Here is a 17120-nt window from a genome sequence, read left to right as displayed (position 1 = left end):
ATCATCCTGAGTTTTAATCTGACTGGCTATTTGATCTACCAGTTTTTCGTTGATTTCAACGCTCATTGTTATTCTCCATTTTGGAGTATTAACGACAAGCGTTTACACAATTTAAATTACATTCCCTGTTCACCCACCGGCTGGCCATAAAAATTTATATATGACTTGACTCTCCAGGGTGAAATCCGTTTAATACGCCTCGCACATCGTTTTCGTTGTTGTCTGAACAGCGCCTGGGTAGCTCAGTTGGTAGAGCAGCGGATTGAAAATCCGCGTGTCGGTGGTTCGATTCCGCCCCTAGGCACCACTCTTAAACAATTACGAAACATACGTGCCTAAAAATTAAGCCTGGGTAGCTCAGTTGGTAGAGCAGCGGATTGAAAATCCGCGTGTCGGTGGTTCGATTCCGCCCCTAGGCACCATATAGAAAAGCCTTGAGTATCTGCTCAAGGCTTTTTTTGTTATGGGATAATTAATACTGATCGAACCTTCTAACTCCCTATTGCACTGAAGATTTGAGCCTTAATCCTGCGTTGCCGATCGTCGCCTTGTCTTAAGGCTCAAATCTTCTTGCTCATAACGGGAGTTAGAAAGCACGATTGGTATAACCAGAACCCTCAAAACTTACAATAACTTCCAGACCGCCTGATACTGCTGTACCAAGCTCAATGGTTGCTCCATGCAACTCAACAACATGGGCAACGATTGAAAGACCCAGCCCTGCTCCTTCTACATTGGAGGCATGTCTGTCGCTATCTGCACGGTAGAAACGATCAAATACTTTTCTCCTTATTTTCTGAGGAATGCCGGGACCGGTGTCAGTGATGCACAGAATCGTCTGCTGATTGCTGACGGTAACTGACAGTTTGATCGTACCCTCATCTGGAGTGTAAAGAGCCGCGTTTCTGACAAGGTTGCTGATCATGATATTCAGCCCTGAATCATCGCCTTGAATGACGGCTGGCTGTGTGCCTTCCAGTGTAATTGTCTGTCGCTTATCCAGAATCAGCTGAATATTGTCTGCAATAACTCTCTGACAAACTTTGTACAGGTCAACGGTCTGGAAAGTGGCCAGGTAGGCATCAGGTGTCGTTCTTGCCAGGATAAGTAACTGCTCCACCAGGTGAGCCATGCGCTGATGGCCTCTGAGGGAAAGGGCTATCGCTTTATCTTTTTCATACCCTTGTTTTTTTATCGCATTCTGCAGGTGGACACCTAACCCTGCCAGCGGTGTTCGCAGTTCATGGGCCGCATAGCCAACAAATTGCCGTTCCCGGTTAAATGCGTCTGACAGCCTTTTCAAAAGTTGGTTGATTGAGCTGATCAGAGGTATCAGCTCTTTTGCTGGATTGTTAATGGGTACTGGGTGAAGATCATTCGCTTCACGACGTTTGAGCTCATTAGCCAGGATAATGACAGGCTGAAGCCCCTTATTGACCAGCCAGACAATCATCAGGAAGACCATTGGAAATGTAAACAGAAATGGAAGGATACTTTTTAACGCAATAATGCCCCCCATTTCTCCCCGAATATCGCCACGCTGTGCAGTAATGATCCAGCTGTTTTTGCTGGTTATATGCAGGGTAACTGAGTTAACTTAACGCAAAATTAAGGTATTTCTGCTCAGGATTTTTTTATTGGCGGTTCTTCCTGTGGATAAATTATTCACAGTGAATTACATCTTTACGGTGTTCAACACACGATTGACTAAAGCATCTCTTTCGGCATGGCTATCTTCATGAGTTGACGAGTGATGGAAGAAATCCAGCCAGAACGTAACAATATGCTGGATGGTTTCTGGTCTGTTTATAAGGTTATGGTCGTCTTTTATAAACGTGCCGCCCAGCACAACCTCCATCCATTTACCGTCCAGGCTGTAACGCAGAAATACATAGTGGCAACCTCCAGCCCAGAATCCATAGTGACTGACTTTTTTCATAGGGTCTGTCAGTTGCTCAGTGGGAATGCGCAATACCACCAGATCCCCTCGAACGGGTGTTGATGGTTTGTTATGGAAAACAGAGTGGGCACCATGTCCACTGGCATTGATGACAATGGTTTTCTGATTTTTGCCGAAGAAAGGCTGCAGTTGTTCAAAACTGTCAATCATTGCTTCGGTCTGAATCAGCTCTACACCTTCAGCTGATAATTGTTGTGTCATGTATTGAAGAACCGATACCGTATCGGTTTGTATGACGTTGTCAAAAGCGACGACCTGATCGAAGTGTAGAGGGTTCAAGTTATCCCCACTGATGTCCCAGCCGTAAAAACGGCTCTTAAATGAGTGCTCTGGATAGAGGTCTGAAGGACATTCTGCATTAACGGTACGGATACCGGACTTATCCTCCAGGGGCGCTGTGTTAGATAATTGATCGTAAAAAACCAGACTCTGGGTAATGTGAGTGGCAATACTCAGTGGAGGAGTTCTGGTGTAGCTGTGCCATAACGTCTGGGCACGTTGCACCAGTTCGCACCAGAGCTTTCTATTTTTCAGTGGTTCAATAGATACGGGCATGACCCAGCCGCCAGCTGTCATGCTTGAGTAATTATCTTTCCAGACAGGCTCTGTTTTATCCGGATTTATTTCTGTGATGCCTTTAGGGTAGGCTTGGGCAACCACCCGAATTGGGATTTTATGTCCCCTGTTATGATTAAGGCGGTGGTTGATTTCCAATGCTGCAAAAATACCAATGTAACCGGCACCCAAAATAACAATCTCGGATGAGTCCTCACTTCTTCTGTGGTCATTATGAATCTGCAGCTCAACCTGGCTGGCAATGTATTCGGCAACAGAAGGTGCCAGAGTCAAGCCCGAGCCACCAAAGCCATAAGCATGGAAGATGGAGGTATGGCGTTTGCTGGAGAAGCCTTTCTCCCATTGCAGTACGGGAGGTCCTGTGAAGTGACGCTGTCCTGTAATGGCGTTGACTTCGCCATGATCCAGAGCCAGTACGATCATCTCTGCAAGATTCGGCATGATGAATGCCGATTCCTGTTCGTGGGCAACGGTCTTCATACTCATCCATAATATGGAGGTAAGGATAACCGTTAGAGAATATCTCAGGATGGGAAGGTGTCTACTAAGGGGCATTGGCTATTCTCGTTATTCGCTTGGGCGAACTGAGAATAGCCAAAGAAATACAATTTATAAGGTTATTTATCTTCCGGCACATAGCCTTCAGCGGCATCAATATCTTCACCGGAGAAGTATTTATCCATTTGTTCCATCAGGTACTTTCGGGCTTCTGGCTCCAGCAGGTTCAAGTGCTTTTCATTGATCAGGCGGGTCTGATGCGCCTGCCATTCAGTCCATGCTTCCTGGGAGACATTTTCTAAGATCCACTGACCTTTTGGGCCGGGCAATGGTGGAACCATAAGGCCTTCCGCTTCTTTTTTCAGTTTTACGCATTGAATCATTCTGGCCATTGTTATCTCACTGCTTCAGTTAGTATGAATTGAGAGTATCTTAACGATAAACGCATCTGATAAGAATTCATTCCATTCAGGAAGAACAACTGACTTCCAGCTTTTTGCCCCATTCAGGGGGCTGCTCTGCATAGTGTTCAAAGTCAGGGTGTTCATCGTAGGGAGACATCAGCACTTTCATCAGGTTTTCAATTTCCTGGTAGTCACCCTTCTCTGCTTTTTCGATCGCCTGTTGTGCCAGATAGTTTCTGAGAATATATTTCGGGTTCACCAGCTTCATCCGTTTCTGTCGAGCCTGATCATCCAGGGGATTTCTTTTGAGCCTTTCCTTATAGGTATCCAGCCAGGGGGCAAGTGATGGATGGTTTGCTAACTGCTCTAATTGCTCATTGGTTTGATCCAAAGGAAAACTGCTGAGGGTTCGGAAGAACAGCGTGTAATCACAGTGACTATCGTGCAGTAGCTGAAGCAGGTCGCGAACCAGTTCTGCATCTTCCTCCTCTTCTTCAACCAGTCCCAGCTTATCGAGCATCAAGCGGGTATAGGTTTGGGTATAAATTTGTGGGTATTGATCCAGCGCATTCTGGATTAACTCACTATTCTCAAAAAGAGGAATCAGTGCCTGCCCAAGCCTGCCACAGTTCCAGTAGCCAATTTCGGGTTGCTGGCTGAATGCATAGCGACCGGAATGGTCAGAGTGGTTACAGATGTAGTGCCAGTTAAAATCATCCATAAAACCATAGGGGCCATAGTCAAAGGTATCCCCAATGATGCTCATATTGTCGGTATTCATAACGCCATGAGCAAAACCTGCTGCTTGCCACCGGGCAATCAAAGTTGCTGTACGACGAACGACTTCTGAATAAAAAAGCTGATACCCTGCGTCACTGCCAGCCATTGCTTCCATCCCTTCAAGGTCTTGAAAGTGTTGTTCAATGGTGTAATCAGCCAGTTCTTTCAGGGCTTCGTATCGTTTGTTGTAAAAGTAGTATTCAAAGTGACCAAAACGGATATGGCTTCTGGCCAGTCTGAGCAATGTTGAGCCAGCTTCAGTGGTTTCCCGGTAAACCGGCGTATCACTGGTCACTACGCACAAAGCACGGGTAGTGGGTATACCCAGATGGTGCAGTGCTTCTGAAGCGAGATATTCTCTGATACAGGAGCGGAGAACGGCCCTGCCATCCCCAAATCGGGAGTAGGGGGTCTGGCCGGCACCTTTCAGATGAAGATCCCACTTCTCACCTTGGATATTGACCAGTTCTCCCAGTAACAACCCTCTGCCATCACCCAGTTGGGGATTGTAGGAGCCAAACTGGTGGCCAGAATACACCATGGCGAGTGGTTCTGAACCAGGCCATGCACTATTTCCGGAACAGATCCGTGTCAGTTTTTCTCGGGTTTCATGAGCATCTTCAAGGTTTAGCAGCTGGCCGGCTGATGCGCTATAGGTAACGAGTCTCGGTTTCTCCAGAGGTGTTGGATCCAGCCTTGTATAAAAGTGTTCTGGCAAGCGTGAGTAAGTATTGTCAAAGTTCCTGCCATCAAGGCTATTCATCCCTGTACTCCCAAATGCATGAAGTTGACTATTTTACTATGTTTTTAACTCCCATACATTCTCTTCAAGGGACTATGTGTCGTTATGCCTTATGATTCCAGTGCCCTGTTTACCCCTTTTTCCTGTGGAAAACTGCAGTTGCCTAATCGAATTGTGATGGCACCGATGACCCGTAACTTTGCTGATAACTGGCTTCCGACATCAGAAATGGCAGCCTATTACCGCCGGCGGGTTGAAGGTGGTACCGGCTTTATTATCAGTGAGTGTACAGCCATAGATCATCGTGCCAGTAATGCCTATGAGGGTGTACCCATTTTCTATGGGCGGGCAGCACTTGCAAAATGGAAGCATATTGTAGATCAGGTTCATGAGGTGGGGGGAAAGTTTGCACCACAAATCTGGCATGCAGGGCCAGAACGCAGGGCAGGTATTGGGCCTGATTATGGCGAGCTTGGCGTTGGTCCTGTTGATGCTTTTGAAGGTGGAGAACGGATTATTCGAGGGCTGGAGAAACCTGAAATTCATAAAATCATTGAGAGCTTTGCTCAGGCTGCACACGATGCTGAAATGATTGGTAGTGATGCTGTTGAGATTCATGGTGCTCATGGTTATTTAATTGATAAATTTTTATGGCATCGTTCAAATCAGCGCACGGATGAATATGGTGGAGCACTAAAAAATCGGTTGAAGTTTGCTGTAGATATTGTCAGGGCTATCCGCGGTGCTGTGAGTGATACGTTTCCGGTTATTTTTCGGTTTTCACAATGGAAGGTCGATGATTACTCTGCTCATACCGCTCTGACAAAGCATGACCTGGCTACGATTATTCAGACATTAAGTGATGCTGGTGTGGATATCTTTCATGTCAGTACACGACGATTTTGGGAGCCAGCTTTTAGCGATGGGCCTGAAACACTGGCGCATTTATTCAAAAAATTATCGGGAAAACCAGTAATTGCTGTGGGAAGCATCGGTTTGAGTCGCCCATTAATTCTTGCTCCTTCGGGGCAATTTATCGGGGCAGAAACGAAACTTAACCTGGATCGACTGGTTTTCTCATTTCAAAATGGTGAGTTTGATCTCTGTGCTGTGGGGCGGTCACTGCTTGCCAACCCTGACTGGGCGAATAACGTTCGGTATGGGCGTTTCGAATCATTAAAGCCTTTTACTGCAGAGTTATTGAAAGAGTTGTATTAAAAACTACTCTGATTTACTCCGTAAAGAGAGCCTCTGGAAAAGTTGGCAGCCTACTAATCTTGTGTCGTGTAATGCATTTTCATGAAATGACCGGTTGATACTATGCCTCATGATACGCGTGCTTTGTTTACCCCTTTTTCCTGTGGAAAACTACAGTTGCCGAATCGAATTGTGATGGCACCGATGACCCGTAACTTTGCTGATAACTGGCTGCCAACAGAAGCTCTGGGGACCTACTACCGGAGAAGAGCTGAGGGTGGTGTTGGTCTGGTGATCTGTGGAGGGGCAACGATTAACCATAAAGCCAGTAACGGGTTTGATCGAGTGCCAAGGTTTTATGGGGAAGAGGCATTAACCCGATGGGAAGCTATTGTTGAGGCAGTACATCAGGCTGGTGGATGTTTTGCACCACAGATCTGGCATGTGGGGGAGCGCAGAAGACCAGGGGTAGGTCCCGATCCATCTGAGCCAGGGGTGGGACCTATGGATATCTATGAAAATGGAAAACATGTGGTGCGAGCGTTGGAAAAGTCGGAAATTGTGGAGATTGTTTCTGCTTATGCAGCGGCGGCTCGAGATGCAGAAGCTATCGGTTGTGATGCGGTTGAGCTTCATGGTGCCCATGGCTTTTTGATTGATCAGTTTCTATGGCATCACACCAATCAACGCACTGATGAATATGGCGGAAGTCTTGAAAATCGTTTGAAATTCGCTGTTGAAGTGGTGAGTTCCGTCAGGCAGGCGGTAAGTAAAGATTTCCCAATTATCTGCCGGCTATCTCAATGGAAGGTCTTTGACTATTCCGCACACATTGCCAGAAATCGTCAGGAGCTGGCCATTATCCTGAAGGCTCTGGTAGCCGCTGGAGTAGATATATTCCATGTCAGCACTCGCCGTTTCTGGGAACCTGCCTTTAAGGATGGGCCTGAGACATTGGCTGCATTAGTAAGAAAGCTCTCGGGTAAGCCAGTCATTGCAGTTGGATGCATCGGCTTGAGCCGACCGTTCAGCAAGGATCAAAGGGGACAATTTCTGGAAGCGGGTGTTGAGTCAGATATGAACCGCCTTATTCGTGCTTTGGATAGCAGGGATTTTGACCTATGTGCTATTGGGCGGGCACTAATAGCTGATCCTGACTGGCCACATAAAGTCAGGCAGGGGAGCTACAGCTTGTTAAAACCTTTTTCGGCTGAGTTGTTAACAGAACTGTATTAATAGAGGTGTTTATAGCCCTTGATGAGAATGCCCTCAGGTATGAGGGCATTCTCAATCAGCTATGTGACCCATTAAAATTCATAGCGAACTCTGGCAATAAACCCATCCACCTTGAAGTTGTCTGCCCAATGGTGTGAGTAACTGAAGGTAATGGTGGTATTGCTCTCAATCTCCATATTAATGCTTGCATCAAGTTGATAGCGGTTGGCGTCCCTGTCAGCGCCATTGATCAGGAAGTTTTCACCACCAGCGGCAAAGTGCGCTGTGATGGCAATCGGATCTTTCTTGAAATCGTGAAAGCCCATTAGCCCAAGTTCTGGCTTGATGATCATAGAGTCGGTATTAATCTCTCCAATCAGCTTCAGACCGGCACCCAGTTCCATGATGTCATATTTTCCATTATTGACCTGATCGTACGATAAGTAGGTCTGGGCAGGGTCTCTGGCAGACTCGGTATAATCGTCGGTTTTGATGGTGTAATAATTAAAGGCTACCTGAGGCTGCCAGCTCCACTCATAACCCAGTGGGTATGTGTAGCCTGCTATCATGCCAACTCCCCAGCTCTGGGTATCGTATTTTGCATCATGCAGGTTACCACCAACGTAGCGGTGCCCTTTATTCTTGCCAAAGGAATAACTCATTCGACCATCAAAGAAAAAATCATCTTCTATGTACGATGAGTAAAGACTGAAGATATGAGTATCCGTGTCAATTTTGTTTCTTGAGCCATCCTTCCCTTCCACTTTTCCTTTTGAATAGGTGTAGGCAATGCCCACCTCTATATTCTGATCCTCTTCCAGAGGGCTGTCTGCACCAATTGAGAAACCATTGGTTTTGGCATGATAACCCGGAACATTGTCCTTAATATCCTGTGTTGCCTTACTGTATGAGTATTGAATCCAGGCACCGCCAGCAGAGAAGATATCTCCTGTGCTGATGCCGGTTCGTTTGCCGGACATTCTGTCATCAAGGGTTTTACCTGCCGCTTTAAGTGCAAGGTTGGCATTGTGAACCGCATGAGGAGACATGGCAGGGGCTAGCTCTGCGGTTTTAGTAGTGTCTTTGCCGGATTTTATATTTTTTACAACATGCTGGGTTAGTTTTGCACTTTTACTGTTAACTTTTGGATGCTCTGCCTCATCTTTGTTGGCCGGTTTAGTGGCTGCCAGCATCATAGATCGAAATCTGCCAGGAACCTGGTTGGCCCGGTGGTCAGCCTGGTTGGTGCTGGTCAGCAGCATTCGCTTCGTATTGTTTGGGTCAACTATTGCGTCGTAATGAACATACAGCTCATTCTCAGCATCAACAGTAACAGGCTGGTTAATATTTGACTCTGATGCTTCCATCAGAAGGTATTGTTTGCCGATGGCAGGATCAGTAATGATTGAACTGTCAAAAACAAAATCGGCAGCAGGACCAATGTTGATATCATTGGCACTGATTACAGGCACCTGCTGTGTTGTTCCGTCAGCCAGTGGTTGAAGTCTGGCGGAGTCTGGATCTTGTTCTGTCAGCACCAGACGACCATCATGTTGATAGCTGCCATCTATATTAAGTTCAGATGGAATGGTGACGGTTGCTCCCTGACGAATATGGAATGTAGGTGATGATTCAGGAGCCTCTATACGGTGATTGTCTGGCGAGCTCGAAACAATAGCCATACGATCTGCCAGAAAATGAAGATTACCATTAATCCCAACCAGCCCATTGGACTGAAGCATGTTTCCTTCATAACTGTTTGTGCCGTTAAAGGTAATGGTATCAATATCGGATAATTGCTCTGTCACTTTTGTATCGGTGGCAATGAATTGATCACCTTTACCCCTAGCTCCTTTAATTGATCCAACCTCACCACCGGTCTGCTCTATAGTGAATGATGGACGGCTATGTTCTGGTAACAGATTGACCTCACCAAGCATACCACTGGAGTTGACGTATACCCTTTCATAGTCGTCAGTAAAGTCGGTTGCCAGTACGCCTTTGCCTTCTGGTGCCTTACCAGAGAAAACAATATTGGCAGCACTAGCTCCTTCATGGATGTTGATGTTTTTAGGGTTAGTTAACTGAATGCTGTTCCAGTCAGAGCCAAAAATATCGATATTGGCAAATCCTGAGGCTTCTTTCAGTCGGCCATTTACCAGGGCCAGAGTGTCCTGTTTATCCTGTCGGCCTTTTACCTGATCTGTGTTACCGCCGTGTTGAATAAAGTAGAGTGAAGGGCGCTGGGTATCTGCTGAGAAATCCAGTACCTTGAGGTCTCCCCGGTTATCAAGAAATTCATCGGTACCAGTCTCACCAAGGCTGGTGACGACAAATGCCCTATTTTTGTCATAGGGGGCATCATCTGAAAAATAAAGATGAAGTGACTGTTTTTTAGCTGCATCCTGTTCACTGGGCAGAGTTCCGTCAGCAACAATGAGGTCTGCAGCACCATCTGGCGCAATCGTCAGTGTTTCGGGATTATTAACCAGCCCCTGGCTGCTCCAGCCAGCACCATGAATCCAGATGTTTTTAACAGAGTCAACATAACCAGTATTAGCTCCATCATTGATATTGACCCGTTGTACCTGAGGGGTAGGCTGGTTGCTTTTGATATTTAAAGGGCGGTCTGGTGATGTCTGTATATTCAGCGTTGCAGGGGTATCCGGCGCATCTGGTGTTGGTTTGCTTTGGGAGCTGTCAGAAACATTGACTTCAGAAACAGGCGCATCAGCAACTAAATAAGCAGCACTGATCCAGCCTTCAGATACAAAATCAGAGGTAGGTATAAACAGTTGCTCTACCGCCGGTGTTTCGCCTTTAAGTCTGGCTCCTTCCGTTAGCTGAAGGCTATCAATTTTTTTGCTGAATACACTGACTGGCCTGCTTTTCGGAGTACTGAGTACCAGGTTGTTATCCATGGGACAGAGTTGTGGGTCGCTACCAACCAGAACATATCCAAACTCGGTTTCCGGAGCATAGACACCATCAGCATTAATAATTCTACCCAGTTCCAGAGTTTTGCTTTCACTGGACATGATGTTTACGACACCACCCTGCAACGATAGATCGCCAAGGCTAGCCTGATCATGTACTTCCAACAGGCCGAGTACTCCACCTTCGGTTACCTTAATGGGCAGTCTCTGTCCGGAGGCTGTTTTTACCTGAAGGGTCAGATCATTCTCTGTACTATGAGGGGGCTCCTGTGGCCCATAAACCTGCAGTAATGTCAGAATACCATTCTTATCAATAAGCACTTCTCTGGTATTGCTGAGCATTCCATGCGATCCCCAGTCATTACCGGCAACGGTAACGGACTGGAGACTATCAATATCACCCTTAACGTGACCTCCGTGAATAATCAGCTGATCATCTTTTTCAGGGTTACCTGTCAGCATACCTATTTCGCCATCAAGCATCTCAAAGCGCATGTTGGGACGCTCTTTAATGCTGAAATTAAGCCCAGGAGTAACGATGTCAGTTATTAAGGTTGTGTTTTCTGGTTTTCTGAAGGAATACGGCATAAGAGTAGCGTTAGGCGTCTCGTGAGACTTCTCTACTCTTTCCTTCTCGAGATTGTCGGCATTGACCGCATAAATATACCCAATGGGCAGGGTGCTGGTTAGTTTCAGAGACTCAAGATCAGCAGGAAGCTCGACCGGAGCTGCAACTCCATGAAGGTTCAGGCTGGAAAAACCATTTTGCAGTGCTGAACTTGAAACTGCCTGTATGGTTTCTGGAGAACCTGCATTAACGGTGAGCTCGTCATTTCTGGTTTTGCTTCCCAGAAGGCTTACAGGCGTGTCACTGCTGTGGACATAATTAAGGTCTGGACGTTGACTGCCATTGGAAGCGTCAATCTCATTAATACTACCGAAATTAGTGATTCTGATTGGTTCGCCGGATGCAATATCACTGAAAAGAAACCCCAGGTTTCCATTGGTATGTGCTGGAGAGGTTCCCAGTGTAACTCCTTGTACATGTGCTGATGGTGAAACTTCAATATGCCTGGCATCACGAACGGGTCCGTAAGCATGGAAAGGCTGATCAGCTGAGGCCGTTACCATCAGTTTCTCCGGGGCGATCAGTTGGCCAAAACGTGCCCCATTGGCGATAGTGACTTCTGCTTTACCCTCTGAACCATCGAATTCCGGGATCGGTTGCCCTGCACTGATTTCAAACTCTGAAGGAGTAGCAACAATCAGCGTATTGGCTTTTTCTGCTGGTTGGTTGTCTTGTGATGAGAATGCCGAGTCTCTGAGGATAATTGACGTTTGTTCAAAAGCGGGTGTGTCTTTATCACCAGCAGATTCAGTGACGAGATGTTTTACCCCACGGACAGGCGTTTTTACCTGCCAGTCACCATCGGTTTGTGCTCGGATGCGATGCACATCTTCAATGATATTGATTATTCCGTTTTCCAGAGACAGTTCATCACTGCCATTCAGGTGGCCTGTCATCTGGCTCATGTTTCCACCTTCAAGCGATATTCTGGCAGCAGGGCGGTTATTGGTATCGGATAAATTAATATTGGTTATTCCCGATTCATTAACTTTGATATCAAAGCCATTGGCTGATGGAAACTTGTCAGTAAAACTGAGCTGCAGGGTTTGTTCCTGATCTTCACTGATATCACTCAACGTAAAGTTTACAGTGCCACCGGCAATCAGTGATTTTGGGTTGATAACTGGCCGGGATGCTGCCCACTTGTCACCGGCTATATAGATGAGTTCAAAATCCCTGACTTCACCATTGACTGAGATCTTCTGGTTAATTTCACCAGTTATGTTTTCTGCTGGATTGATACGCAGGATATCCATCGGGCTGTTACCTATCAGGTTTCCCTGCAGTGTTCCGCCACGAAGCTCAATCAGATTCATGTCATTACCAGATCCCTCAAGAAGCACTGCGGCGCGCTTTCCCTTTATGTAGCTACCGGGAGTGAGGATGGCGATATTAAAAGGCCCTGTTCCCCGGATAGCGGCATTATCACTGATGACTGTTCCCGAGTTCTTAAGCCCACCTTTGTGAAGATGAATGCCAGTGGCTCCATCAATAGCGGTTATTGTGCCGGTATTTGCGATAAGTCCGGCACCGACATCCGGATTGTCCGGGTCGTTGGATTGTGCCTTGGCTCCAGTTGAGTGCGAACCCGATATCTGAATACTGCCATGGTTTTTGATCAGGCCACTGTTATATGCCAGCAGTCCTGTTCCCTGACCTTTAATGGATCCATGAGTATCATTTATGGCAGCTGCTTTGTAGTCATTACTGTGTTCATCCCAATCTTTGCCTGTTCCGAACCACTCAATGTTCTGTCCATTGCTGACCATTCCTGTGCTTTCTGGGTGGTTTAGCAAAATGATGCCGTGATTGGTGGCCGTCGTTTGACCGCCTGTACCATCAGGGCTGGCGGTTGCCCTGATACCTGTACCTAGTGCATTGACTTCAATATTGCCATTGTTAAGGGTTGTGCCACCTTCAGCCTCCATTCCCGTAATCCCTTTTGTCGAGATGTAGATAGTGCCGGGATCTACGTTGATAGCTGAGGCATTGGACTCCGTTCGTATACCTGAGGAGTTACTCTCCAGCTCTTGAGAAATGCCACTTAAGTAAATTGAACCCTTATTGAGAAACCGACTATTTTCACCTGCGATATGAACTCCCCTGTGAATAGCCGGCTGATCAGGGAATGAGGCTGTATGAATTTCACCACTGGCTTCATTATTTACTTCTATGTAATCACCAATAGCCTGAACCATAGACTCCATGCTTTCAGCGGGTTTCGATAGATCGCCTTTAATAGCTCCATGGTTACTGAGTATCGTTGGTTGAGATCTGCTGCCTGGACTTAATTGAATATTGTGGAAGATGCTGCCTTTACTGGTTGGAGTTATCGTCACAAGCTTGGGAATCGTTTCAGCACTGCCAGAGGTAATAGTTTTGGTTTTTTCTGGCGGCCAATGCTGTAGTTTAAAATTGTCGTTTACCTGAGCATTATTATAAGCGTCTAGACCTGCCGAGGACTTTTCTTGAGAGCTTTTATAATCATTGGATACAGTTCCAGGGCTTTCAGTTTCTATTCCAGCATAACCACTTTGGATTAATGTTGAGACTGCTGAAGAAATTGCAAGGACCAGTATTTTTTTATGGAATGTCTCAAAATTGAAACAAATCATTCTTTAGATTCCTCAACCAATGGGTTTTACCATAGGGCTGAAACTTCTACACATAATGTATAAAAATAACCTCAGCGTTATTTTGAACGCTGAGGTTATTTGTTTGGATATGATTGGAAGGTGTATGGCAGTCAGGCCAATGGTTATTTGAAATACAAATGGTATGGAAAAGGTTTTTTCATACAAAATATTGTTTTAACTTTAGAATGATTTTTTTTGCTTTGTTTTTTTATAAAAAGTGTTGCTGGTATTGATGATGAATTGTGAGTCCTCTGGGTAATTATTACGCCTAAGTAGGCGTAGTAGATATGGAGAGGTCAATTCTCTCCATATCAAAAGGAATGCTTATATCCAATAAAACTGCCAGTAATGTGTCTTACAATGTCTTTTCTACTTTTTGTAAAAGTTTCTTTACAGGCGCGGCCAATCCTAATTCAGGCGACTGATGCAGTGCAAACCAGTAATAGCTATCATGGTCTTTTATTACCGTATTACTGGTTTGTCCTGGATATTCAACAAAACTAAGTGCCGGGGTAATGTCCAGGTGGTAGTGGCTGAAGGTGTGACGAAAAGACTGCCATGTATCGAACTCTTTCAGTAACAAGCCTGTCTTCTCAAGAGCCTGCTCGATAATCTGGTCAGGATTTGAAATTTCAGGAAAGCTCCAGAGGCCTCCCCAAATACCAGATGGTGGGCGTTTTTCAAGGAGAATCTCACCGTACTGGTTGACCACCATAAGCATAATCGTAGATTTTTCCGGTTTGTCTTTTTTAGGTTTTGACTCAGGAAATAATCTCTCCTGCCCAAGTTTGTGGGCTATGCAGCTGTCTTCAAGTGGACAAGCCTGGCAGGTCGGTTTACTTCTTTTGCAAACAGTGGCCCCCAGATCCATCATCACCTGAGTGTAATCTCCTGTTCGACTTTCAGGTGTGAGTTTTTCAGCAATATCCCATAGCTCATTGGCGACACGTGTCTGTCCAGGCCAACCATGGATAGCAAAGTGCCGGGTAAGTACTCTTTTTACATTACCATCCATGATTGGAGCCCTGATTCCCATGCTAATGGATGCAATGGCTCCAGCTGTGGATCGACCTATTCCTGGAAGCGCCATAAGCTGTTCAACTGAGCAGGGAAATGTTCCTGAGAACTCACTCACTACTTTTTTTGCGGCGTTATGCAGGTTTCTTGCGCGACTGTAATAACCGAGTCCACTCCAGAAATGGAGGACTTCATCTTCACTCGCTGCAGCAAGGTCAGTGACAGCTGGAAATCGCTCCATAAACTTCTGGTAGTAAGGAATGACGGTCGTTACCTGAGTCTGCTGCAGCATAATCTCGCTGATCCAGACACGATAAGGTGTTTTATTTTGCTGCCATGGCAGATGTTTTCGTCCATGAGCATCGAACCAGTCCAGAAGTCTCTGACTGAAAGTACTGTCTGTATATGCGTCTTTTTGAGTCATTAAATTACAAAATCAGGTTTGCGATCAGCGAAGCTGCTGATCGCATAAGAAGGCTCACGAATGGGAGCGCTATTTAAAGAATCCCTTGAGTAGATCTTTAACCGGTCCCTGCACCTTGTCTTCTATCTTCTTCTTAAGGCGGTTCTCCGCAATTTCCGCAATGGTTTCAGTAAGCCGTTTAACATCAATGCCACATTTCAGGTCACCAAGATCACCATGGCAACGAACAGGCCAGGTGACGTTGACGTACTCCTTGTTGATCTGGCAGGCAGGATCACTGTCAGGTGCTTCTTCTCCACGAATGTTGAGGCCCATATGATAGTCCAGTTGACGATCAACAAGATTTACGTATCCATCACCTTTCAGGTTCATATAAGCGAGAGCTGCGATCAGATTGTCGTTTGAAGCAACGCCATTTTTGATCACGAAAGTGCCACTCAGGTCGGTAAACTCGGTTGATGAACCCCAGTCCGTCGCTCTCAGCTCTTTCTTGCGTACTTTGGCAACGCCTTCACACACCATTTTGTCAAAATTGGCATCGGTGAATACGCCTTTATCAATCTTGAATTCAATGTTGCCATTTAGGTTTCTGGTAAGAACACTGGCGTATTGACCCTGTGTATGAACCTTCATACCGGCATTCACGTCGCCCTGCAGTGACGCGAGGTCAGGAATCGGCTTTGACAGAGCTTCAAGGCTTATATTCTTCAGCTCTGCGGAGGCTGCCATTTTTGGATTGCCTGACTGACGTACATCCAGGTTAGACGTCATATCAATCGTGCCTTGATAAAAGCGGGAACCAATTTTTACTTCCTGCTTACCCTGTGCTGCTTTTATATCCACAGACGGCTGTTCAAAAATGAATTTTGCAACAGTGAGAGAGGCCAGTTTCATTGAGCCGTCAAGATCAAGGCCACGAAGCATTTCTTCCGGAATCAGAGGATGCTCTTTACCTGATGGTAGTTGTTTTGAGTCTGAGTCAGCTGGCTGCTCTTCATCAGAAGCTTCTGCGTCTTCAGTGGCAGGGGGGAGATAGTTATCCAGATTGAGGTCGTTGCCGGTAAAGCTGAACTGCATATCGCCCCGATCAATGCTGTTCATCCTGAAATTACCATCAAGGGAAAAGCTATCCAGCTGGAGCTGCAGCTTGTCGGCGGCCAGGCTTTCACCATCGGTACTGAAATGACTGTCAAAAGATAGCTTGCTCAAGGCTTTTGGGTCAGCCATGGGAGGAAGCTGGACTTTGATCTGGTTCAGCAGATTGGCAAGGTTAAACTCTGCAACACCCAGGTTGCCTTTAACCAGCATTGGCGTTTGCTGGTATTGGACATTACCCACAATGCTTAGACTTTCACCTTTGTCTACATCAGGTGTAGCAGTGACTTTCAGGTTTTGAATGTCATAACGACCAGCTTCCAGGTTAAACGTCATCTCTCCACTGATCAATGAATTTAAGACAAGGTCAGGTATTGTAATGTGGGCTTTCAGTTCAAAATCAAAAGGCTGCTGATTGCGGATGGCTCCGGTGGTTAAACTGGCCTGATCGATAATGTATTTCTGTTTGGATTCTTGGTCATCGTAGCTGATCAGCAGTCCACTGACGTTGACACTGGCAATATCCAGTTTAAGAGGAGATGAGGTTGTTTCTGACTCGGGCGTTGGAGCCGGGGATGGCTCCTGTCCTCTGGGAGCCTGTTTTTCTAAGGGCTTTGGAGCACTGACCTGCCAGTTTCCCTTGCCTTTGGTATTCTTCACCAGTGTTAATTCAAGCCCTTTCAGCTCAAGGGTCTGCATTTCAATGCGTTTACTTAATAGAGGAATTAACTTAACGCTGACGCCAGCAGAACCCAATTGAGCCAGCTGGAAGCTATTAGCTCCTTCTACAGAAACATCCTCAAGAGAAAGACCAACCCATGGGAATATTGACCAGCCAATTGGCCCGTTAATACTGACTTTCAGTCCCGACTGGTCATAGACAAGCTGGGTGATTTCATCGCGATACTGGTTGGGATCGATAAAGCGTGGCAGGAGTGCCGCAGCGATAACACCCAGCAAAACCACCGCCGCAAGCAGAACGGCAATGAACTTGAGAATGCGGTTCATGGGA

At 46.2% G+C, this 17120-nt stretch carries 9 protein-coding genes and 2 tRNA genes; 4 read left to right on the top strand and 7 right to left on the bottom strand.

Features of this window, described 5'->3' with window-relative positions:
* Window positions 1–231: 231 nt before the first annotated feature.
* Both AK963_RS05290 and AK963_RS05285 read left to right on the top strand, forming a co-directional pair.
* Window positions 232–307: transfer RNA gene (locus AK963_RS05290), tRNA-Phe, on the top strand.
* Window positions 308–346: 39 nt separating this feature from the next.
* Window positions 347–422: transfer RNA gene (locus tag AK963_RS05285), tRNA-Phe, on the top strand.
* A gap of 164 nt (window positions 423–586) precedes the next feature.
* On the opposite strand, the gene AK963_RS05280 is transcribed toward AK963_RS05285, so the two are convergent.
* From AK963_RS05280 to AK963_RS05265, 4 genes are all read right to left on the bottom strand, one after another.
* Window positions 587–1453, bottom strand: coding sequence for a sensor histidine kinase (locus AK963_RS05280; protein WP_238593645.1), 867 nt, complete (start codon window positions 1451–1453; stop codon window positions 587–589).
* Window positions 1454–1675: 222 nt separating this feature from the next.
* Window positions 1676–3016 (bottom strand): FAD-dependent oxidoreductase, encoded by a 1341-nt coding sequence (locus AK963_RS05275; protein ID WP_066014419.1) that lies wholly within the window; start codon window positions 3014–3016, stop codon window positions 1676–1678.
* A 137-nt stretch (window positions 3017–3153) separates the two neighbouring features.
* Entirely contained in the window at window positions 3154–3426 is a 273-nt protein-coding gene (locus AK963_RS05270; RefSeq protein ID WP_066014418.1) for an oxidative damage protection protein, read from the bottom strand.
* A 76-nt stretch (window positions 3427–3502) separates the two neighbouring features.
* Window positions 3503–4981, bottom strand: coding sequence for a protein adenylyltransferase SelO (locus AK963_RS05265; RefSeq protein ID WP_066014417.1), 1479 nt, complete (start codon window positions 4979–4981; stop codon window positions 3503–3505).
* A gap of 84 nt (window positions 4982–5065) precedes the next feature.
* Here AK963_RS05265 and AK963_RS05260 point away from each other — a divergent pair, with 84 nt between their 5' ends.
* Together AK963_RS05260 and AK963_RS05255 are read left to right on the top strand one after the other, a co-directional pair.
* Window positions 5066–6178 carry an oxidoreductase gene (locus AK963_RS05260; RefSeq protein ID WP_066014416.1) on the top strand — a complete coding sequence of 371 codons (1113 nt, stop codon included), beginning with the start codon at window positions 5066–5068 and terminating at the stop codon, window positions 6176–6178.
* Window positions 6179–6280: 102 nt separating this feature from the next.
* Window positions 6281–7393 (top strand): oxidoreductase, encoded by a 1113-nt coding sequence (locus AK963_RS05255; protein WP_066014415.1) that lies wholly within the window; start codon window positions 6281–6283, stop codon window positions 7391–7393.
* A 71-nt stretch (window positions 7394–7464) separates the two neighbouring features.
* Here the strand turns inward: AK963_RS05255 and AK963_RS05250 are convergent, their stop codons facing one another.
* The 3 genes from AK963_RS05250 to AK963_RS05240 all read right to left on the bottom strand — a co-directional run bounded on the left by AK963_RS05250 (window position 7465) and on the right by AK963_RS05240 (window position 17116).
* Window positions 7465–13143: an autotransporter outer membrane beta-barrel domain-containing protein gene (locus AK963_RS05250; protein ID WP_175404443.1), complete on the bottom strand. Its 5679-nt coding sequence runs from the start codon at window positions 13141–13143 to the stop codon at window positions 7465–7467.
* 784 nt (window positions 13144–13927) lie between these two features.
* Window positions 13928–15013: an A/G-specific adenine glycosylase gene (gene mutY / locus AK963_RS05245; RefSeq protein WP_066014413.1), complete on the bottom strand. Its 1086-nt coding sequence runs from the start codon at window positions 15011–15013 to the stop codon at window positions 13928–13930.
* Between the two features lie 69 nt (window positions 15014–15082).
* Window positions 15083–17116: an AsmA family protein gene (locus AK963_RS05240; protein ID WP_066014412.1), complete on the bottom strand. Its 2034-nt coding sequence runs from the start codon at window positions 17114–17116 to the stop codon at window positions 15083–15085.
* Window positions 17117–17120 lie beyond the last annotated feature (4 nt).

The organism is Endozoicomonas atrinae, assembly GCF_001647025.1.
In the GTDB taxonomy this organism is placed as follows: Bacteria; Pseudomonadota; Gammaproteobacteria; order Pseudomonadales; family Endozoicomonadaceae; genus Endozoicomonas; species Endozoicomonas atrinae.
This window is presented reverse-complemented; position numbering and strand designations above follow the sequence as displayed.

Bases quoted from the DNA above. Each gene is read 5' to 3' on its own strand.
- AK963_RS05280 (WP_238593645.1), bottom strand. From the start codon at position 1,453: ATGATTGTCTGGCTGGTCAATAAGGGGCTTCAGCCTGTCATTATCCTG.
- AK963_RS05275 (WP_066014419.1), bottom strand. From the start codon at position 3,016: ATGAAGACCGTTGCCCACGAACAGGAATCGGCATTCATCATGCCGAAT.
- AK963_RS05270 (WP_066014418.1), bottom strand. From the start codon at position 3,426: ATGGCCAGAATGATTCAATGCGTAAAACTGAAAAAAGAAGCGGAAGGC.
- AK963_RS05265 (WP_066014417.1), bottom strand. From the start codon at position 4,981: ATGAATAGCCTTGATGGCAGGAACTTTGACAATACTTACTCACGCTTG.
- AK963_RS05260 (WP_066014416.1), top strand. From the start codon at position 5,066: ATGCCTTATGATTCCAGTGCCCTGTTTACCCCTTTTTCCTGTGGAAAA.
- AK963_RS05255 (WP_066014415.1), top strand. From the start codon at position 6,281: ATGCCTCATGATACGCGTGCTTTGTTTACCCCTTTTTCCTGTGGAAAA.
- AK963_RS05250 (WP_175404443.1), bottom strand. From the start codon at position 13,143: ATGGAGTCTATGGTTCAGGCTATTGGTGATTACATAGAAGTAAATAAT.
- mutY (WP_066014413.1), bottom strand. From the start codon at position 15,013: ATGACTCAAAAAGACGCATATACAGACAGTACTTTCAGTCAGAGACTT.
- AK963_RS05240 (WP_066014412.1), bottom strand. From the start codon at position 17,116: ATGAACCGCATTCTCAAGTTCATTGCCGTTCTGCTTGCGGCGGTGGTT.